Origin of the sequence: Pseudomonas sp. IT-P74 (assembly GCF_949768175.1) — a bacterium.
Classification (GTDB): Bacteria; Pseudomonadota; Gammaproteobacteria; order Pseudomonadales; family Pseudomonadaceae; genus Aquipseudomonas.
In genome coordinates, this window is sequence record NZ_CATKQD010000088.1 from 314,214 (window position 1) to 334,135 (window position 19,922).

A 19,922-nucleotide genomic window follows, 5' to 3' on the forward strand; every position below is an offset into this window, starting at 1 on the left:
AGCGAAGCTGGTAGACTCCGCCGCCATTATGATTCGACTTCAGAACCTGACTTTACAGCGTGGCCCGCAACGTCTGCTAGAAGACGCCGAGCTGACCCTGCACGCCGGCCAGAAAGCCGGCCTCATCGGTGCCAACGGCGCCGGCAAATCGAGCCTGTTCGCCTTGCTTCGAGGCGAGCTGCACCCTGACTCGGGTGATTGCTTCCTGCCGGCCGACTGGCGTATCGCCCATATGCGCCAGGAGGTCGACACACTCGAGCGCCTGGCGGTCGACTACGTGCTCGATGGCGACCTGCGCCTGCGCCAGGTGCAACGCGACCTGGCGGCCGCCGAAGCGGCCCATGACGGTGCCGCTCAGGCCCGTCTGCACTCCGAACTCGACAGCGCCGACGGTTACACCGCCGACGCCCGGGCGCGCAAGTTGCTGGCCGGCCTTGGGTTCACCAACGAGCAGATGGATCGCCAGGTCGGGGATTTTTCCGGCGGCTGGCGGATGCGTCTGAACCTGGCGCAGGCCCTGATGTGTCCATCGGACCTGCTGCTGCTCGACGAACCGACCAACCACTTGGACCTCGACGCCATCATCTGGCTCGAAGAGTGGCTCAAGAGTTATCCCGGCACCCTGATGCTGATCTCCCACGACCGGGATTTCCTCGATGCCGTGGTTGACCACGTGGCCCACGTCGATCAGCGCAAGATCACCCTGTACCGCGGTGGCTACAGCGCCTTCGAGCGCGCCCGTGCCGAACGCCTGGCCCAGCAACAGCAGGCGTACGAGAAGCAGCAGGTGCAACGTGCACACATGGAAAGCTACATCGCCCGCTTCAAGGCCCAGGCCACCAAGGCCCGTCAGGCCCAGAGCCGGATCAAGGCACTGGAGCGGATGGAGGAGCTGACCGCTGCCCACGTCGATTCGCCGTTCGACTTTGTCTTCCGTGAATCGCAGAAGATTTCCAGCCCGCTGATCGACCTGTCCGATGCCCGTCTGGGTTACGGCGACAAAGCCGTGCTGGAGAAGGTCAAGCTGCAACTGACCCCGGGTGCGCGAATCGGTCTGCTCGGCCCGAACGGTGCCGGTAAATCGACCCTGATCAAGAACCTTGCCGGTGAGCTCTCGCCATTGGCCGGCCGCTTGACCCGTGGTGAGAACACCGTGGTCGGTTACTTCGCCCAGCATCAACTCGATTCTCTGGACTCCAAGGCCAGCCCGTTGCTGCACTTGCAGCGCCTGGCACCGACCGAGCGCGAACAGACCCTGCGCGACTTCCTCGGCGGTTTCGACTTCCGTGGTGCGCGAATCGACGAGCCGGTGCTGAATTTCTCCGGTGGCGAGAAAGCGCGCCTGGCGTTGGCCTTGATCGCCTGGGACCGACCGAACCTGTTGCTGCTCGACGAACCGACCAACCATCTGGACCTGGAAATGCGCCTGGCACTGACCATGGCCCTGCAGGAATTCAGTGGTGCGGTATTGGTGGTTTCTCACGATCGGCACTTGCTCAAAAGCACCACCGACAATTTCTATCTGGTGGCGGACGGCAAGGTCGAGGAATTCGACGGCGACCTGGAGGACTACACCCGTTGGCTGGTGGAGTATCGCCAGCGCAACGCCCCGGTCAGCAACACGCCGGTCAACCCGGACAAGACCGACAAGAAAGCCCAGCGACAGGCCGCTGCGGCGCTGCGCCAGCAACTGGCGCCGCACAAGCGCGAAGCCGACAAGCTTGAAGCCGAACTCGGCAAGCTCCACGAAAAACTGGCGAAGGTCGATACCAGCCTCGGCGACAGCGACATCTACGAACCGGCGCGCAAGAACGAATTGCGTGATCTGCTGGCCGAACAGGCCAGGCTGAAGGTGCGTGAGGCGGAGCTGGAAGAAGCGTGGATGGAAGCCCTGGAGTTGCTGGAAGGCATGCAGGCGGAGCTGGAGGCACTGTCCTGATGGATGCCTTCAAACTGCCGCTGCCTGCGGTGTGGGCCGAGCCGATCTGGCTTGGCGTGCAAATTCTGCTGATCCTGCTCGCCGGCTACTTCACCCAGCGCTTCGTCGCCAAAGGCCTGAGCCGCCTCGGTGAGCGTTACCCGTTCCCGCCGCAACTGATGATGCCGCTGCGGGGCGGATTGCGCTGGCTGATCATGGGCAGTGCGTTGATATTCGTCCTGGAACGACTCGGGGTCTCGGCAACAGTGCTCTGGACCGCGTTGTCCGGTTTCGTCGCGGTTGCGGCGGTGGCGTTTTTCGCCATATGGAGCGTGCTCTCGAACCTGCTGTGCGCGATCCTGATCTTTACCGTCGGCCCGTTTCGCATAGGTGACGTGGTCGAGTTGGTGGACACCACCGACAAACCCGGCGTCAAAGGCAGGGTGGTGGCGATCAACCTTCTTTACACCACGCTGATCGAGGCCGAAGAACTCGGCACTGGCAGCGCCATGGTGCAGGTGCCCAACAGTTTGTTCTTCCAGCGTTCGGTGCGGCGCTGGCGCGGGACGGATGTGTTTCCTTCCAGCGGGTTTGAGAAGTAAGGACTCTGTTGCCTGACAGATTGCTTTCGCGAGCAGGCTCGCTCCCACAGTTGATCTTCAGCGAACACAATTCTTGTGAGCAGCAGAGACCTTCCTGTGGGAGCGAGCTTGCTCGCGATGGGGGCCTCAAGTCAGCAGTCGCCCTGTCCTACAAAAAATCGGTAGTCATCCAGTCAAAGCCGCATTAGCTTAGACGTCTGTCACGAGTCTGAGTCGAGGTGTGCAATGGAGCTTCAAACATGGCTGGCGTTTTTTGCCGCCTGCTGGGTGATCAGCCTGTCCCCCGGTGCCGGCGCCATTGCGTCGATGTCCAGCGGCCTGCAATACGGTTTCTGGCGCGGCTACTGGAACGCCCTGGGCCTGCAACTGGGCCTGGCTTTGCAGATCGCCATCGTCGGTGCCGGTGTCGGCGCCATTCTCACGGCGTCGGCCACGGCGTTCTACGCCATCAAATGGTTTGGCGTGGCGTATCTGGTATACCTCGCGATCAAACAATGGCGCGCGCTGCCCAACGATATGAGCGATGACGCGGCGCTGCGACAGATCGGCAAGCCGATGTCCCTGGTGTTCCGTGGTTTCCTGGTGAACATCAGCAACCCCAAGGCGCTGGTGTTCATGCTGGCGGTGCTGCCGCAGTTCATCGACCCCCATGCTCCACTGCTGATTCAGTATCTGGTAATCGGCGTGACCATGGTCTGCGTCGACCTGATCGTCATGGCCGGCTACACCGGTCTGGCGTCCAAAGTGCTGCGTCTGTTGCGCACACCGAAACAGCAAAAACGCATGAACCGCACCTTTGCCGGGCTGTTCATCGGGGCGGCGGCGTTCATGGCGACGTTGCGCAAGGCCGCCGTTTAAAACGGCGACTGACAAAAAAGGCGACCCTGGTGGTCGCCTTTTTCGTTTGGGGAGCAATTCCAGAAACCAATGCAATTACGAAGAAGTATCAACAAAGCTTGAGCGAAACCCCTCTGGCGTTAACAATATGTAACTTCGTATTTCCAATTGAGATTCATTCATGATTGCCCCCTCCCGTTTCCTGGCCTGGCTGTTGCTGCCGCTGTTGGCTGCGTGCAGCTTTCAACTGCTGGCCGCTCCCGCCGAAGGTGCACCGCAGGCGCTGCACTTGCTCGATTACATCGGCGTGGATTACCCGGACACGGTGCAGGCGGGCAGCATCACGGACCCGGCCGGATTTCGCGCGCAGCAAGAATCGCTCAAGACGCTGGGGAGTCTGATTGCAGCCATGCCGGCCAAGCCGGAAAAAGCCGCGCTGGAGCAAAGCCTGGCTGCGCTGGGAAATTCCGTCGGTGCCCGTCAGGAGGGTACCGGGGTCACTCGCCAGGCCCGGCAACTGAGTGCGAAGCTGGCCGTGGCCTATGAAGTCAGCCAGGCCCCGGTGATTACACCGGACCCGGCGCGTGGCGCGCCGCTGTACGCTCAGCATTGCTCGGTCTGCCATGGCGATACAGGGGCCGGCGACGGCCCGGCGGGTGTCGGCATGACGCCTGCGCCCTCCAATCTGCGTGATACCACACGACTGGATCGACTGAGCCTCTACGCGATCTACAGCACCTTGGGCCTGGGCGTTGAAGGGACCGACATGCCGGCCTTTGCCGATCAACTGGATGATCGTCAGCGTTGGGACCTGGCCACCTATATCGCCAGTTTCAGTGTTGACCCGGCGGCGGGCAAGGCTGAAAAGACCTACAACATCGCCGATCTGGCTCGTCAGACCCCGGCCGAAATACAGGCCGTCGAAGGCCCGCAAGCCGCCGCGACCTTCCGTGCCCAGCGGGCGCAACCGCCGCAGGTCAAGCGTGGCCCGGCGCAACTGCTCGACTACACCGCGGCCACTCTGGACAAGAGCATCGCGGCGTATCGTTCGGGTGAACATGATCAGGCTTACGACTTATCGGTAGCAGCGTATCTGGAGGGCTTCGAACTGGTTGAGAGCTCGCTGGACAACATCGACGCCAACGTGCGCAAAGACACTGAAAAATCCCTGATGGCCTACCGTCAGTCGTTGCAGGACGGCCTGCCGGTGAGCGAGGTCGAGCAGCGCCTGGACGTGGCCAAGGACAAGTTGAAGGCATCGGCGGGTCTGTTGGGCAACGAGGGTTTGAGCTGGTCGCTGAGTTACATTTCCGGCCTGCTGATTCTGCTGCGCGAAGGTCTGGAAGCGATTCTGGTGCTGGCGGCGATCCTCGCTTTCCTGCGAAACACAGATCAACAGGCGGCGGTGCGCAGCGTTAACCTCGGCTGGGGCCTGGCGTTTGTGGCGGGGCTGGGCACTTGGGCGCTGGCAGCCTATGTGATTGACGTCAGCGGTTCACAACGCGAATTGCTGGAAGGCGCGACGGCGTTGTTCGCCAGCGTCATGGTGCTGTGGCTGGGTGTGTGGATGCACGATCGTCGTCACGCGGCGGCCTGGCAGGACTACATCAAGACCAGCCTGGTGGGCGGCGGCGGGCGCTTCGGTTTTGCGACCCTGGCGTTCTTCTCGGTGTATCGCGAATTGTTCGAAGTGATTCTGTTCTACGAAACCCTGTGGTTGCAGGCAGGCCCCGCGGGGCACAACGCCGTGCTAGCCGGTGGGGCCACGGCACTTGTGCTGCTGGTCGGCCTGGCCTGGGTGATTTTGCGCGGTTCGGCGAAGTTGCCGCTGGCGCTGTTCTTCAGCATCAATGCCGGTCTTTTGTGCGCCTTGTCGGTGGTGTTTGCCGGACATGGCGTGAAAGCGCTGCAGGAAGCCGGGATTTTCGGCACGCGGCCGGTGCCGTTCTTTGACTTTGAATGGCTGGGGATCCATGCCGATGCGTATTCGTTGAGCGCCCAGGCTATGGCGATCATTGCGATTGTCGTGTTGTACGGTCGTAGCCGGGTGGTTGAGAGGCAGCGGGTGCAGGTTTCTTAAACGGCATTCGCTTCGCTCATATTCGCGAGCAGGCTCGCTCCCACAGGATTGGGTATAACCTGTGGGAGATTCTATGGTTGAGGAAAAACCAATGCGTGTGTGGATCGATGCCGACGCCTGTCCGCGGGCTGCCAAGGATCTGGTGGTGAAGTTCGCCCTCAAGCGCCAGTTCGAAGTGGTGCTGGTGGCCGGGCAGCCGCAGATCAAGCCGGGGCTGGCACTGGTCAAGCTGATCGTGGTGCCGAGCGGCCCGGATGCGGCCGATGACTACCTGGTGGAGCACGCGGTGCCTGGTGAGTTGGTGATCTGCAGCGATGTGCCGCTGGCCGATCGCCTGGTGAAGAAGGGCGTGGCAGCGCTCGACCCACGGGGCAAGGAGTTCGATGCGCAGAACATGGGTGAGCGGCTGGCGGTTCGCAACCTGTTCACTGATTTGCGTGAACAGGGGCAAATGGGCGGTGGACCGGCGCCGTTTGGCGACCGTGAGAAGCAGGCGTTCGCCAATGCGCTGGACCGGATATTGACCAGGCTTACCCGAAAAGCCTGAGCCTGCCAGTGACCCCTGTGGGAGCGAGCCTGCTCGCGATAGCGGACTTACAGACAACAATGTGCCGGCCCCATCGCGAGCAGGCTCGCTCCCACATTTTTAGAGGGTGTCAGGCGTCGTTTTCGTGGGTCAGTTCGAGCACGCGGTCGACCAGTTTATTGATGCCTGACGCCGCTTCACTGATCGATTGCGCCAGCATGTAGGCCGGGGTGCTCACCAGTTTGCGTGCCTTGTCCTCGACGATCTCAGTGACCGCGCAATCGGTATGGGTCGCGCCCATCTTGTTCATCGCGGCAGCCGTGTCGGTATCGTTGCCAATGGTGCAGGTGACGCCCGGGCCGTAGATCTTTGCCGCCAGGGCAGGGGAGATGCACATCAACCCCACCGGTTTGCCGGCCTCGGCAAAGGCTTCGGTCAGTGCCAGGACATCCGGTTGAACGGTGCAACCGGCGCCTTCGATGGCGAAGCTGGACAGGTTCTTGGCCGAGCCGAAGCCGCCGGGCACGATCAGCGCATCGAACTCATCGACGTTCGCGTCACGGATATCCTTGATGTTGCCCCGGGCAATCCGCGCCGACTCCACCAGCACGTTGCGCGATTCGGGCATTTCTTCGCCGGTCAGGTGGTTGATCACATGCAACTGCGCGATGTCTGGTGCAAAACACTGCACTTGGGCACCGCGCTGGTCCAGGCGCAGCAGGGTGATGACGCTCTCGTGGAGCTCGGCGCCGTCGTACACGCCACAACCGGAAAGGATCACTGCAACTTTTTTGCTCATGGGCTTTTCTCCAGATTCATGGCGTTAAATGTCCACTAATTTGTCCTGCGTTGCCATAGGGTTAATTCACGGCTGCACATAGCATCTGTCCTCAAGATTCCGATCAGGGCGCGTCATGGACTTCATTCTGTATGCGGTGCCGTTTTTCTTTGTGCTGATCGTCTTCGAGTTGCTGGCCGACCGTTGGAGCGGGGTAAGCAATTATCGGGTGGCGGACGCGATCAACAGCATCAGCACCGGCGTGCTGTCGACCACCACGGGTCTGTTGACCAAGGGTGTGGGGCTGGTGATCTACGCCTTTACCCTCAAGCACCTGGCGCTGTTCGAGCTGTCGGCCGACAGCGTCTGGACCTGGGTGTTTGCCTTTGTCTTCTACGATTTCTGCTACTACTGGCTGCATCGCATGGGCCACGAGCGCAACATCCTCTGGGCCGCCCATTCGGTGCATCACCAGAGCGAGGACTACAACCTGTCCACGGCGTTGCGCCAGACCAGTACCGGATTCCTGTTGAGCTGGATCTTCTATCTGCCGATGGCGGTGTCCGGCGTGCCGCTGCCGGTATTCGTCAGCGTCGCGGCGCTGAACCTGCTGTACCAGTTCTGGGTGCACACGCGGCACATTCCCAAGCTTGGCTGGTTCGAATGGTTCTTTGTCACGCCGTCCAATCATCGGGCTCACCATGCGCAGAACGCTCTCTACATGGATCGCAACTACGGCGGCGTGTTCATTATTTGGGACCGCCTGTTCGGCTCGTTCCAGGAAGAAGACGACAACGAGCCGGTGGTCTTCGGCGTGACCACACCGCTGGCGAGCTGGAACCCCGTGTGGGCGAACGTGCAGTTCTACGCGCAGTTGTGGGCAGACGCGTGGCGTACCGAAAGCACCTGGGACAAGCTGCGGATCTGGTTCATGCGCACCGGCTGGCGCCCGGCGGACGTGGCGGCCAGATACCCGATGAACAAGCCGCACCTGAGCCAGTTTCGCAAATTCGAGGTGGCGCTGGACGGGCGTCAGCAGCTCTACGTCTTCTTGCAGTTCTGCGTCTATATTGCGCTGGGCAGTTACTTGATGAATCTTGAGGCGAAGCTGCCAGTCGCCGCCCTGGTGTTGGGCTGGGGGACGGTGGCGTTCGGTCTGTTTGTACTGGGCGTGGCCCTGGAGAATCGCCCGTGGGCGTTGAAGCTGGAGCTGGTGCGGCTGGCGTCGAACCTGCCATTGGCATGGCTGGCCCCGATGGTGGGGCTGTGGCCGGCCAGCGTCGTGGGCTGGGTCGGCCTGTTCAGTTACAGCCTGTTGAGCGGCGTCGGTCTCTACTGTTGCAGGAACCGCATCACTCGGCTGGCGTCGTAGGACCTTCAGTGTTGGTCCGCGCAGCTTTCAGGGCTTGTTCGTCGGCGTAGACCTGCTTGGCCAGGCGGGCATTCTTGAAGCGCCGACGCAGCCACAGCACGAAGCCCAGGACCAGCAGCGCGCCAAGCACCCAGAGTTCATACTTCTTCACACTGCCGAGCATACCTTCGAGCACCGCGCCGAAATGGTAAGCGGCAGCAGCGAGGGCAGCGGCCCAGATCGCCGCGCCAATCCCGTTGAGCAGCAGGTAACGGCCCGGCGGATAGCCCGACAGCCCGATGGCCACCGGCATGACCGTGCGCAAACCGTAGACGAAGCGAAAACTCAGTACCCAGATGTCCGGGTGCTTGCGAATGTGTTCCAGCGCCCGGTCGCCCATCATCTGCCAGCGGGGTTTGCGCGCCAGCAGTTTGCGGCCGTGCTTGCGTCCCAGGAAATACCACAGTTGGTCGCCGGCATAACTGCCGAAGAAGGCCACGACCACTACCAGGTTGATGTCCATGTATCCACGGAACGCGAGGAAGCCCGCGAGCACCAGGATGGTTTCGCCTTCGAAGAACGTGCCTAGAAAAAGGGCAAAGTAGCCGAAGTCATGCAGAAATTGTTGGAGCATTGTCTGGGTGCTGGCGAAATGAACGCGCAGCCTAACCCTTCGGACACATTCAGGAAAGTGTCCAAATGTGTCTCGACGTGAACATTTCCTACAACGACAATGGAATGCGACTACCTGTCGCAGCGTGCACATAACTGTCACGCGTTCGTCATAATGGCCGCTTATAACTGTCACGCTCGCACGTCTGCGGGCTCAGGAGTCTGCCGTGAGCTTTACCCCCGCCAACCGTTTGTTCCCAGCAACCCGCCTGCGCCGTAATCGCCGTGACGACTTTTCGCGTCGTCTGGTGCGGGAAAACGTCCTGACCGTCGATGATCTGATCCTGCCGGTGTTCGTGCTGGATGGTGAAAACCGTCGCGAAGCGGTGGCTTCGATGCCGGGCGTCGAACGTCTGACCATCGACCTGTTGCTGGAGGAAGCGGCCAAGTGGGTCGAGCTGGGGATTCCGGCGCTGGCACTGTTCCCGGTGACGCCCTCGGAACTCAAGTCGCTGGACGCCGCCGAAGCGTGGAACCCCGAAGGTATCGCCCAACGCGCGACCCGTGCGTTGCGTGTGCGATTCCCTGAGCTGGGGGTGATCACCGACGTCGCCCTGGACCCGTTCACCACCCATGGCCAGGACGGCATCCTGGATGAAGAAGGCTACGTGCAGAACGACATCACCGTCGACGCACTGGTCCGGCAAGCCCTGTCCCACGCCGAAGCCGGCGCTCAGGTCGTGGCCCCATCGGACATGATGGACGGTCGCATCCAGGCGATCCGCGAAGCCCTCGAAGTGGCCGGTCACGTCAACGTGCGGATCATGGCCTACTCGGCCAAGTACGCCAGTGCCTATTACGGTCCGTTCCGCGATGCGGTCGGTTCGGCGCTGAACCTGGGCAAGGCCAACAAGGCCTCCTATCAGATGGACCCGGCCAACAGCAACGAAGCCCTGCACGAAGTGGCGGCGGACTTGTCAGAAGGTGCAGACATGGTCATGGTCAAGCCGGGCATGCCGTACCTGGACATCCTGTGCCGGGTAAAAGAAGAATTCAAAGTGCCGACGTTTGTTTATCAAGTCAGCGGCGAATACGCCATGCACATGGCGGCGATCCAGAATGGCTGGTTGAGCGAAGGGGTTATCCTCGAGTCCCTGACCGCTTTCAAACGTGCAGGGGCTGATGGCATCCTGACGTACTTTGCCGTTCGTGCCGCTCAATTGTTACGAGAGCAAAAATAGCCCTCCCAGGAACATTCGATGAATACCGAAGTACTCACTGAAGTTGCCGTAAAAGACGCTCAACCTGTGGTGGAACAGGTCGCCGAGACCCCGCCGGCGCTGGAGCCAGCTCCGCCCGCGGCGGTCGTCGAAACCGCCGTGACAGCGCCAGCGCCGGTGCTGGCCATTCCCGGCCTGGATGACAGCAGCCTGTACATCCACCGCGAGCTCTCGCAACTGCAGTTCAACATCCGCGTGCTGGAGCAGGCGCTGGACGAGTCCTATCCATTGCTGGAGCGGCTGAAGTTTCTGTTGATCTTCTCCAGCAACCTGGACGAGTTCTTCGAAATTCGCGTCGCCGGCCTCAAGAAGCAGATCACCTTTGCCCGTGAACAGGCCGGTGCCGATGGTCTTCAACCGCATCAGGCCCTTGCACGCATCAGCGAGCTGGTCCACGGTCACGTCGATCGCCAGTACGCGATCCTCAACGATATTCTGTTGCCGGAACTGGAAAAGCATCAGGTCCGCTTCATCCGTCGCCGTAACTGGACGACCAAGCTCAAGACCTGGGTCCGCCGCTATTTCCGTGACGAGATCGCACCGATCATCACCCCGATCGGCCTCGACCCGACTCACCCGTTCCCGTTGCTGGTGAACAAGAGCCTGAACTTCATCGTCGAGCTCGAAGGCGTCGACGCCTTTGGTCGCGATTCCGGTCTGGCGATCATCCCGGCGCCACGCCTGCTGCCGCGCATCATCAAGGTGCCGGAGGAAGTCGGCGGCGCTGGCGACAACTATGTATTCCTGTCGTCGATGATTCACGCCCACGCCGATGACCTGTTCCAGGGCATGAAGGTCAAGGGTTGCTACCAGTTCCGCCTGACCCGTAACGCCGACCTGGCGCTGGACTCCGAAGACGTCGAAGACCTGGCCCGCGCCTTGCGCGGCGAGCTGTTCTCCCGTCGCTACGGCGATGCGGTGCGTCTGGAAGTGGCCGACACGTGCCCGAAACACCTGTCTGACTACCTGCTCAAGCAATTCAACCTGAGTGAGTCGGAGTTGTATCAGGTCAACGGTCCGGTGAACCTGACGCGGCTATTCAGCATCACCGGCCTGGACAGTCAGCGCGAGCTGCAATACCTGCCGTTCACCCCGCAGATTCCGAAACTGCTGCAGAACAGCGAGAACATTTTCAGCGTGGTCAGCAAGCAGGACATCCTGCTGCTGCACCCGTTCGAGTCGTTCACCCCGGTGGTCGACCTGCTGCGCCAGGCCGCCAAGGACCCGCACGTGCTGGCGGTGCGCCAGACCCTGTACCGCTCCGGCGCCAACTCGGAAATCGTCGATGCGCTGGTGGATGCGGCGCGTAACGGCAAAGAAGTCACGGCGGTTATCGAATTGCGCGCGCGGTTCGACGAAGAGTCCAACCTGCAGCTGGCCAGCCGTCTGCAAGCGGCCGGTGCGGTGGTGATCTACGGTGTGGTCGGCTTCAAGACCCACGCCAAGATGATGCTTATTTTGCGGCGCGAAGCGGGTGAAATCGTGCGTTACGCGCACCTCGGTACGGGTAACTACCACGCCGGCAACGCCCGCCTGTATACCGACTACAGCCTGCTGACCTCCGACGACGCCTTGTGCGAAGACGTCGGCAAACTGTTCAGCCAGTTGATCGGCATGGGTAAGACGCTGCGCATGAAGAAACTGCTGCACGCGCCGTTCACCCTGAAGAAGGGCATGCTCGACATGATTGCCCGGGAAACCCAGTTCGCCCTCGACGGCAAACCGGCGCACATCATTGCCAAGTTCAACTCGCTGACCGATCCGAAGATCATCCGCGCGCTGTACAAGGCCAGCCAGTCAGGCGTGCGCATCGATCTGGTGGTGCGTGGCATGTGCTGCCTGCGGCCGGGCATCGCCGGGGTTTCCCACAACATCCACGTGCGCTCGATCATCGGCCGCTTCCTGGAACACACCCGGGTCTTCTACTTCCTCAACGGTGGCGATGAGCAGATGTTCCTGTCCAGTGCCGACTGGATGGAACGCAACCTCGACAAGCGCGTTGAGACTTGCTTCCCGGTGGAAGGCAAGAAGCTGATCATGCGGGTCAAGAAAGAGCTGGAGTTGTATCTGACCGATAACACCCACAGCTGGAGCCTGCAGTCGGACGGCCGTTACATCCGTAACACACCGACCGGCAACCAGAACCCGCGCAGCGCCCAGGCGACGTTGCTGGAGCGTTTGGGTAGTCCGATTCTGGCTGTGCGGTAACGGGAGTCAGCGGGTGAAAAAAGGGCGATCCATGTGGATCGCCCTTTTTGCTGTAGGAGCGAGCTTGCTCGCGAAAAACGTGAGGGCAACGCGTATCCAGATAACACGCGTTATCGTTAGCCTCCATCGCGAGCAAGCTCGCTCCTACAGGGGGATTAGCGAGCGCTCAACACGATATCGACCCGGGTCAGCCATTGCGCTTCGATTTCGAAGTCGGCCTGGGTCAGCTGGTTTTCGTCCAGCCAGTTTTCCGGGAACACCACTTCCAGGCTGTTGCCATGGGCGTTCAGTTCCACCTGAGGCATTTGCTGGGTGCCACGGATGTGGTGGAACAGGATCGCAAAACGCAGCAGCACGCACAGGCGAATCAGCTTGATGCCGTCATCGCCGAAATCGGCGAACTTGTCCTTGGGAATGTTGCGTCGGTGGCCGCGTACCAGCAGCGCGAGCATCAACTGGTCTTCGCGGGAGAACCCGGCGAGGTCCGAGTGCTCGATCAGGTAGGCGCCGTGCTTGTGGTACTGGTAGTGAGCGATGTCCAGGCCCACCTCATGGACCTTGGCTGCCCAGCCGAGCAGTTCGCGCCAGACGCCGTCTTCCAGATCCCAGTCCTCGGCCACCTGATCGAACGCATGCAGTGCTTTGCGCTCGACCCGTACCGCCTGTTCCTGATCGACGTGGTAGCGCTCCATCAGCGAAGTGAGGGTGCGTTCGCGCACGTCTTCGTGATGATGGCGGCCCAGCAGGTCATAAAGCACACCTTCGCGCAGGGCACCTTCGCAGTGATCCATGCGTTGCAGTTCGAGGGAGTCGAAGATTGCTTCGAGGATCGCCAGGCCCGCCGGGAAGATCGCCCGGCGATCCGGTTTGATACCTTCGAAATCGATTTTCTCGACGTCGCCCATCTTGATCAGTTTGCGCTTGAGCCAGGCCAGGCCTTCGGCGTTGACCTCGCCGGTACCATGACCGCCAGCCTTCAGCGCCAGACCGATGGCGCGGATGGTGCCCGAGGAGCCGATGGCTTCATCCCAGGTCAGGCGGTGCAGGGCGTGCTCGATGCTCATGATCTCCAGCCGCGCCGCGGTGTACGCCTGAGCGTAACGGGCCGGGGTGATCTTGCCGTCCTTGAAATAGCGTTGGGTGTAGCTGACGCAGCCCATTTGCAGGCTTTCGCGCAGCAGCGGTTCGAAGCGCTGGCCAATGATGAATTCGGTACTGCCGCCACCGATGTCGGCCACCAGGCGTTTGCCCGGGGTATCGGCGAGGGTGTGGGACACGCCGAGATAGATCAGGCGCGCTTCTTCACGGCCGGAAATGACTTCCACCGGGTGGCCGAGGATTTCTTCGGCGCGATGGATGAATTCGGCGCGGTTGCGGGCTTCACGCAAGGCGTTGGTGCCGACGATGCGAACGGCGCCGGTAGGCATACCGCTGATCAGTTGGGCGAAGCGCTTGAGGCAATCGAGCCCGCGCTGCATCGATTCTTCGCTGAGATGGCGCTCTTCGTCGATGCCGGCGGCCAGCTGAACCTTCTCCCCGAGACGCTCGAGAATACGGATCTCGCCGTTCTGGGCTTTGGCCACGACCATGTGAAAGCTGTTGGAGCCCAGGTCGATTGCTGCGATCAGGGACAGATTCTTGGCTTTGGATTGCGGCATGGTCAGGGGTCTCGGTCGATAACCTCGACATCGTGCCACGATCAAAGGCTGGCGCCAACGCGCAGTGTTCAAAGCCTTGATCCAGTGCATGCAAACGGTGACCGCTGCGCGGTCAATCGCTAGCAGGCTAGCTCCCACATTGGAATGCGTCCCCCTGTGGGAGCTAGCCTGCTAGCGATGGCGGCCTTCCAGACACCGAAGATCTGTCAGCCCGCCGCCTCAACCGTCCCAATGAAGTTCGCCAGCTCCGCCGTCTGCGGATTGGCAAACAACACTTTCGGGTCGCCCACCTCATGCACCTTGCCCATGTGCATGAACACCAACTTATCCCCAACCTCCCGGGCGAACCGCATTTCGTGGGTAACCATGATCAACGTCATGCCTTCCCTGGCCAGTTGCCGGACCACGCTCAGCACTTCATTGACCAGTTCCGGGTCCAGCGCCGAGGTAATTTCGTCGCAGAGCAAAACCTTCGGCGACATCGCCAGTGCCCGGGCAATCGCTACACGCTGTTGCTGCCCGCCGGACAAGCGATCCGGGAAAGCATCGAACTTTTCCCCCAGTCCGACCCTTTCCAGCATCTGCCGCGCCAGTTCGGCGGCCTTGGCTTTCGGTACTTTCTGCACCACTTGCGGCGCGAGCATGACGTTCTCGCCGACGGTCAGGTGCGGGAACAGGTTGAACTGCTGGAACACCATGCCGACTTTCTGCCGCAGGCTGCGCAGGTCGGCGCGGGCGGCGTCGAGGTACTCGCCGTCGACTTCGATCACGCCGTCGTTGATCGATTCCAGGCCGTTGAGGGTGCGCAGCAGGGTGGACTTGCCCGAGCCGCTGCGGCCGATGATCGCCACCACCTGGCCTTCCTCGATGCTCAGGTCGATGCCTTTGAGCACATGGTGATCGCCGTAGTATTTATGCAGGGCGGAAATTCTAAGCAGAGGCATGCAGTCTCCTTTCCAGATAGCGCGCACTGAGCGACAAGGGGTAGCAGAGCAGGAAGTAGCCGAGGGCGACGAGGCCGTAGACCATGAACGGTTCGAAGGTGGCGTTGGCGAGCATGCCGCCGGTCTTGGTCAGCTCGGTGAAGCCGATGATCGAGGTGACGGCAGTGCCTTTGACCACTTGCACCGAAAACCCCACGGTCGGCGCCACGGCGATGCGCAACGCCTGAGGCAGGATCACATGGCGCAATTGTTCCAGCGGGGTCAGCGCCAGGCTCGATGAGGCTTCCCATTGGCCGTTTGGAATCGAATCGACGCAACCGCGCCAGATCTCCGCCAGATAAGCGCTGGTGAACAACGTCAGTGCAATCGCCGCCGCCATCCACGGCGAAATCTCTATCCCGGCCAGCGCGACGCCGAAAAACACCAGGAACAACTGCATCAATAGCGGTGTGCCCTGGAACAGTTCGATGTAAGTGCGGGCGAAACTGCGCGGCAGGGATTTTTTCGAGATGCGCATGATCATGATCAACAAGCCGATCAGCCCGCCGCCAATGAACGCCACCAGCGACAGCGCCAGCGTCCATTGCAGACCCATGAGCAGGTTGCGCACGATGTCCCAGAAGGTGAAGTCGCTCATCGGCTGCTCCTTGCAATGAAGCGGTGGCCGATCCAGTTCAATAGCTGGCGGATCAGTAGCGCCATGCACAGGTACAGCAGCGTGGTGAGTGCGTAGGTTTCAAAGGCGCGGAAGTTGCGCGATTGAATGAAGTTGGCGGCGAAGCTCAGCTCTTCGGTGGCGATCTGCGAGCAGACTGCCGAGCCGAGCATGACGATGATGATCTGGCTGCTCAGCGCCGGCCAGACTTTGCCCAGTGCCGGCAGCAGCACCACATGACGGAACGCTTCGAAGCGTGTCATCGCCAGTGCCGCGGCGGCTTCCAGCTGACCCCGGGGAATCGCCTGGATGCCGGCGCGGATGATCTCGGTGGAATAAGCGCCGAGGTTGATGACCATTGCCAGCACCGCCGCCTGCCATTCGGAAATCTGCACGCCCAGGGACGGCAAGCCGAAGAAGATGAAAAACAACTGCACCAGGAATGGCGTGTTGCGGATCAACTCGACGTAGACCGCGAAAATCCCCGCGAAAGGCCGGATGTTCCACGCCCGCACCAACGCCCCGACGATGCCCAGCCCCACGCCGAGCAAAGCGCCGATGGCGGTCAGCTCAAGGGTGAACAGCGCACCGCGCAGCAACAGGTCGGTGTTGTTCACCACCGGCAGGAAATCGAACTGATAAGCCATAAAACGTCTCCAGCGCGCCGAATCAGAGATCGGCCGGCAACGGTTCTTTCAGCCAGGTCAGGGCGTTCTTTTCCAGCGCGCCGTCGCTCTTGGCGGTCACGAGGATCTGGTTGACCTTGCCCAGCAGCGCCGGCTCGTTCTTGTTGACGCCGACGTAGACCGGCGAATCCTTGAGCTTCAGTTTCAGCGCCGGCACGCGTTTCGGGCTTTTCTCGCTGATGGCGACCATCACCACGTTGCCGCTGGCGATCAGGTCGACTTGCCCGGCCAGGTACGCGGCAATGGTCGAGTTGTTGTCTTCGAAACGCTTGATGGTCACGCCTTCGGGGGCGACCTTGGTCAGCTCGATGTCTTCGATGGCGCCACGGGTGACGCTGATGGTCTTGCCCTTGAGGTCGTCCAGGCTCTTGATGTCGGCGTCTGGCGGACCGAACACGGCGAGGTAGAACGGCGCGTAGGCACGGGAGAAGTCGATGACCTTTTCACGCTCCGGGTTCTTGCCGAGGCTGGAGATCACCAGGTCGACCTTGCCGGTGGTGAGGAACGGGATGCGGTTGGTGCTGTTGACCGGGGTCAGTTCGAGTTTGACCTTGAGCTGGTCGGCCAGCAGTTTGGCTGTATCGATGTCGAGGCCGCGGGGTTTCATGTCCGGGCCGACCGAACCGAAGGGCGGGAAGTCCTGGGGCACGGCCACCTTGAGGACGCCGCGCTTGACCACATCCTCCAGGCCGTCGGCGTGGGCGGGTGCCTGGCTCAGCATCAGGCTGGCAAACAGGGCTTTGATGAGGGCGCTGTAACGCTGGGTCATGGAAAATCTCCGGATCGGCAAGAAGTGATTTCTGCGGATCGACAGAGCATGGGCCATGCCAACTTAGGGTTTTGGGGGCGCCAGAGCGCGGTTTTGCTGGTGCCGAACGGTCTTACTGGTCTGAACAGTCAGGTTGTATTTCGCACTCCGATAGCGCAGCCAGGAAAATTGCCGAACCCCCATGGGGCACGACTTGCCGGGCGTCGTGAATAGCTTTACAACTGGGGCCACCTTGGCCTGGTTCGTCTGGAAAACCATGAACTCGATCTCTCGCGCCGTACCTGAAGTGGCGCTGCAAGCCATCCGCAAACTGATTACCGAACAGGGCTTCGGGCCGGGGGATGCCTTGCCCTCGCAACGGGGCCTGGCGGTGCAATTGGGGGTCAGTCGGGCGTCGTTGCGCGAGGCGTTGTCATCGCTGAGCGCACTGGGCGTCATCAGCATCCAGCCGGGCAAAGGCGTGTTCGTGCAGTCGCCGGTGGAGTTGCCGCGCGGCGATGCGGTGCCGGGCTGGCCGTTCGCGGCACAGGCTTCGCCGCTGGACATCTTTCAGTTGCGCTATGCGCTGGAAGGTTTTGCGGCGGGGTTGGCGGCCGTAACCTTGAGCACCGACGAACTCGATGCACTGGAAGACAATGTCGCCGCCATGCGCAACGAGTTGAAGTCCGGCGACTTCGAAGCCGCGGCCCGCCTGGATTTCGAATTCCACCGCCGCATCCTGCGGGCCAGCGGCAATCAGGCGATGCTGAGCATCCTGACCGCCAGCGCCGACATCTTCCTGGAAAGCCAGAAGCTACCGTTCATCCGGGTCGAGCGGGCCATGGAAACCTGGCAGGAGCACCGCAAAATCCTTCGTGCGCTGGCCCGCCGAGCGTCTGGCGCCGCGCAAAAGGCCATGCAGGAGCACGTACGCAATGCCGCGTTGCGCACCGGAATCGCGTTCATCGCTCCCGTCACTTCATGACCTGAGCTATACCCAAACTCATGAATCACCATAGCGAGACTCAATCATCTGCACCTTCCTGAACGAGGGAAGGGCAGCTATGATGGGCCACGTTTTTTTGCTTACAACCTGGAGAATTCCATGAGCAGCGATCTTATCAAACACGTTAGCGACGCTAGCTTCGAGGCCGACGTACTCAAGGCCGAAGGCGCTGTACTGGTCGACTACTGGGCTGAATGGTGCGGCCCTTGCAAAATGATCGCTCCGGTTCTGGACGAAATTGCCGAGACTTACAAAGGCAAGCTGACCGTTGCCAAGCTGAACATCGACGAAAACCAGGAAACCCCGGCCAAGCACGGCGTACGTGGTATCCCGACCCTGATGCTGTTCAAGAACGGCAACGTTGAAGCGACCAAAGTCGGCGCACTGTCGAAGTCGCAACTGGCTGCCTTCCTCGACGCCAACATCTAAGCGTCGCTGCAAAGTATCCTGAAAAAGCCCCGCAAATAGCGGGGCTTTTTGCGTATTCAGGGCTAGACGCTCCTAAACTCAGGTGGTACATTCGGCCCCGCACTGGTTTCTCCACTGCCCCCTGCTAGCCGTCGCCGACGCACTCCTTTTCGAATAAGTACGCGATCCTGTCGCCTTCTCTGCGGCGCGGCCTCATTAAGCCAAAAGCTTAATTTCCCCCCTCCATAAATGATTACGTCATTCCTATATGAATCTGACTGAACTCAAGCAAAAGCCGATTACCGAACTGCTCGAATTGGCCGAACAGATGGGCATAGAAAATATGGCCCGTTCGCGCAAGCAGGACGTGATTTTCTCCCTGCTCAAAAAGCACGCTAAAAGCGGCGAGGAAATCTCCGGTGATGGCGTGCTGGAGATTCTCCAGGACGGCTTCGGCTTCCTGCGCTCCGCTGACGCTTCCTATCTCGCCGGTCCAGACGATATCTACGTCTCGCCGAGCCAGATCCGTCGTTTCAACTTGCGCACCGGTGACACCATCGTTGGCAAGATCCGTCCTCCAAAGGAAGGCGAGCGTTATTTCGCGCTGCTCAAGGTCGACACGATCAACTTCGACCGTCCGGAAAACGCGAAAAACAAGATTCTCTTCGAGAACCTGACTCCGCTGTTCCCGACCGTGCGCATGAAGATGGAGGCCGGTAACGGTTCCACCGAAGACTTGACCGGTCGTGTCATCGACCTGTGCGCCCCGATCGGTAAAGGCCAGCGCGGTCTGATCGTTGCACCGCCGAAAGCGGGCAAGACGATCATGCTGCAGAACATCGCCGCGAACATCGCGCGTAACAACCCAGAAGTTCACCTGATCGTGCTGCTGATCGACGAACGTCCGGAAGAAGTAACCGAAATGCAGCGCACCGTGCGCGGCGAAGTGGTTGCCTCGACGTTCGACGAGCCGCCAACCCGCCACGTGCAGGTTGCCGAAATGGTGATCGAGAAGGCCAAGCGCCTGGTCGAGCACAAGAAAGACGTGGTGATCCTGCTCGACTCCATCACCCGTCTGGCTCGCGCCTACAACACCGTGATCCCGAGCTCCGGCAAGGTACTGACCGGTGGTGTCGATGCCCACGCCCTGGAGAAACCGAAGCGTTTCTTCGGCGCGGCGCGGAACATCGAAGAAGGCGGCTCGCTGACCATCATCGCCACCGCGTTGGTTGAAACCGGCTCGAAGATGGACGAAGTGATCTACGAGGAATTCAAAGGCACCGGCAACATGGAGTTGCCGCTGGATCGCCGTATCGCTGAAAAGCGCGTCTTCCCGGCCATCAACATCAACCGTTCCGGTACCCGCCGCGAAGAGTTGCTGACTGCCGACGACGAGCTGCAGCGCATGTGGATCCTGCGCAAGCTGCTGCATCCGATGGATGAAGTCGCTGCCATCGAGTTCCTGGTCGACAAGCTGAAAACGACCAAGACCAACGATGAATTCTTCCTGTCGATGAAACGCAAGTAACATCGCCCGTTGAGTTCAAGAGAATGGCGCCCCGGTGGGGCGCCATTTTTTTTGCCTGCAATTTTTTGCCCGGACCATGGGAGGTTTTTGATTGGCC

18 protein-coding genes are annotated in these 19,922 nt (G+C 60.9%); 11 read left to right on the plus strand and 7 right to left on the minus strand.

The annotated features are described in order from the left end of the window. The first annotated feature begins 28 nt into the window (after positions 1–28). The 5 genes from ACM6J5_RS27495 to ACM6J5_RS27515 all read left to right on the plus strand — a co-directional run bounded on the left by ACM6J5_RS27495 (position 29) and on the right by ACM6J5_RS27515 (position 5,984). Entirely contained in the window at positions 29–1,939 is a 1,911-nt protein-coding gene (locus ACM6J5_RS27495; protein ID WP_095946292.1) for an ATP-binding cassette domain-containing protein, read from the plus strand. Beyond that, complete coding sequence (locus ACM6J5_RS27500; protein ID WP_008048654.1) at positions 1,939–2,520, plus strand: mechanosensitive ion channel family protein; 582 nt, start codon at positions 1,939–1,941, stop codon at positions 2,518–2,520. Before ACM6J5_RS27495 ends, ACM6J5_RS27500 begins: the two co-directional genes overlap by 1 nt. 225 nt (positions 2,521–2,745) lie before the next feature. Continuing rightward, positions 2,746–3,378: a homoserine/homoserine lactone efflux protein gene (gene rhtB / locus ACM6J5_RS27505; RefSeq protein ID WP_095946294.1), complete on the plus strand. Its 633-nt coding sequence runs from the start codon at positions 2,746–2,748 to the stop codon at positions 3,376–3,378. 160 nt (positions 3,379–3,538) lie between these two features. Then, on the plus strand, positions 3,539–5,437 hold the full coding sequence (locus tag ACM6J5_RS27510; RefSeq protein WP_414929695.1) for an FTR1 family protein: 1,899 nt from the start codon (positions 3,539–3,541) through the stop codon (positions 5,435–5,437). A gap of 91 nt (positions 5,438–5,528) precedes the next feature. Continuing rightward, the gene (locus tag ACM6J5_RS27515) at positions 5,529–5,984 is read left to right on the plus strand and encodes a YaiI/YqxD family protein (RefSeq protein ID WP_095945531.1); all 456 of its coding nucleotides are present in this window, start codon (positions 5,529–5,531) and stop codon (positions 5,982–5,984) included. 109 nt (positions 5,985–6,093) lie between these two features. Here ACM6J5_RS27515 and elbB read toward each other — a convergent pair whose 3' ends face one another. Then, positions 6,094–6,762, minus strand: coding sequence for an isoprenoid biosynthesis glyoxalase ElbB (gene elbB / locus ACM6J5_RS27520; RefSeq protein ID WP_095945532.1), 669 nt, complete (start codon positions 6,760–6,762; stop codon positions 6,094–6,096). A 115-nt stretch (positions 6,763–6,877) separates the two neighbouring features. Here elbB and ACM6J5_RS27525 point away from each other — a divergent pair, with 115 nt between their 5' ends. Further along, a complete protein-coding gene (locus ACM6J5_RS27525; RefSeq protein ID WP_414929696.1) occupies positions 6,878–8,113 on the plus strand; it encodes a sterol desaturase family protein in 1,236 nt (411 codons plus the stop codon). Here the strand turns inward: ACM6J5_RS27525 and ACM6J5_RS27530 are convergent. Continuing rightward, positions 8,094–8,726: a DedA family protein gene (locus tag ACM6J5_RS27530; protein ID WP_008048667.1), complete on the minus strand. Its 633-nt coding sequence runs from the start codon at positions 8,724–8,726 to the stop codon at positions 8,094–8,096. The genes ACM6J5_RS27525 and ACM6J5_RS27530 overlap by 20 nt on opposite strands. A 205-nt stretch (positions 8,727–8,931) precedes the next feature. Here ACM6J5_RS27530 and hemB point away from each other — a divergent pair, with 205 nt between their 5' ends. Both hemB and ppk1 read left to right on the plus strand, forming a co-directional pair. After that, on the plus strand, positions 8,932–9,945 hold the full coding sequence (gene hemB, locus ACM6J5_RS27535) for a porphobilinogen synthase (RefSeq protein WP_414929697.1): 1,014 nt from the start codon (positions 8,932–8,934) through the stop codon (positions 9,943–9,945). An 18-nt stretch (positions 9,946–9,963) separates the two neighbouring features. Continuing rightward, positions 9,964–12,192 carry a polyphosphate kinase 1 gene (gene ppk1, locus ACM6J5_RS27540; protein WP_095945536.1) on the plus strand — a complete coding sequence of 743 codons (2,229 nt, stop codon included), beginning with the start codon at positions 9,964–9,966 and terminating at the stop codon, positions 12,190–12,192. Between the two features lie 155 nt (positions 12,193–12,347). Here the strand turns inward: ppk1 and ppx are convergent, their stop codons facing one another. The 5 genes from ppx to ACM6J5_RS27565 all read right to left on the minus strand — a co-directional run bounded on the left by ppx (position 12,348) and on the right by ACM6J5_RS27565 (position 16,904). Beyond that, a complete protein-coding gene (ppx, locus tag ACM6J5_RS27545; RefSeq protein WP_095945537.1) occupies positions 12,348–13,850 on the minus strand; it encodes an exopolyphosphatase in 1,503 nt (500 codons plus the stop codon). 206 nt (positions 13,851–14,056) lie between these two features. Then, positions 14,057–14,794: an amino acid ABC transporter ATP-binding protein gene (locus ACM6J5_RS27550; protein ID WP_095945538.1), complete on the minus strand. Its 738-nt coding sequence runs from the start codon at positions 14,792–14,794 to the stop codon at positions 14,057–14,059. Then, positions 14,781–15,431 (minus strand): amino acid ABC transporter permease, encoded by a 651-nt coding sequence (locus tag ACM6J5_RS27555; protein ID WP_095945539.1) that lies wholly within the window; start codon positions 15,429–15,431, stop codon positions 14,781–14,783. The genes ACM6J5_RS27550 and ACM6J5_RS27555 overlap by 14 nt, the downstream gene beginning before the upstream one ends. After that, positions 15,428–16,096, minus strand: coding sequence for an amino acid ABC transporter permease (locus tag ACM6J5_RS27560; protein ID WP_095945540.1), 669 nt, complete (start codon positions 16,094–16,096; stop codon positions 15,428–15,430). Before ACM6J5_RS27560 ends, ACM6J5_RS27555 begins: the two co-directional genes overlap by 4 nt. A 22-nt stretch (positions 16,097–16,118) precedes the next feature. Then, a complete protein-coding gene (locus tag ACM6J5_RS27565; protein WP_095945541.1) occupies positions 16,119–16,904 on the minus strand; it encodes a transporter substrate-binding domain-containing protein in 786 nt (261 codons plus the stop codon). A 256-nt stretch (positions 16,905–17,160) separates the two neighbouring features. Between ACM6J5_RS27565 and ACM6J5_RS27570 the strand changes: the two genes are divergently transcribed. From ACM6J5_RS27570 to rho, 3 genes are all read left to right on the plus strand, one after another. After that, positions 17,161–17,868, plus strand: coding sequence for a FadR/GntR family transcriptional regulator (locus ACM6J5_RS27570; RefSeq protein WP_150671978.1), 708 nt, complete (start codon positions 17,161–17,163; stop codon positions 17,866–17,868). A gap of 120 nt (positions 17,869–17,988) precedes the next feature. Beyond that, on the plus strand, positions 17,989–18,318 hold the full coding sequence (gene trxA, locus ACM6J5_RS27575; RefSeq protein ID WP_003206727.1) for a thioredoxin TrxA: 330 nt from the start codon (positions 17,989–17,991) through the stop codon (positions 18,316–18,318). A 247-nt stretch (positions 18,319–18,565) separates the two neighbouring features. Continuing rightward, entirely contained in the window at positions 18,566–19,825 is a 1,260-nt protein-coding gene (rho, locus tag ACM6J5_RS27580; protein WP_003206716.1) for a transcription termination factor Rho, read from the plus strand. The last annotated feature ends 97 nt before the right edge of the window (positions 19,826–19,922 follow it).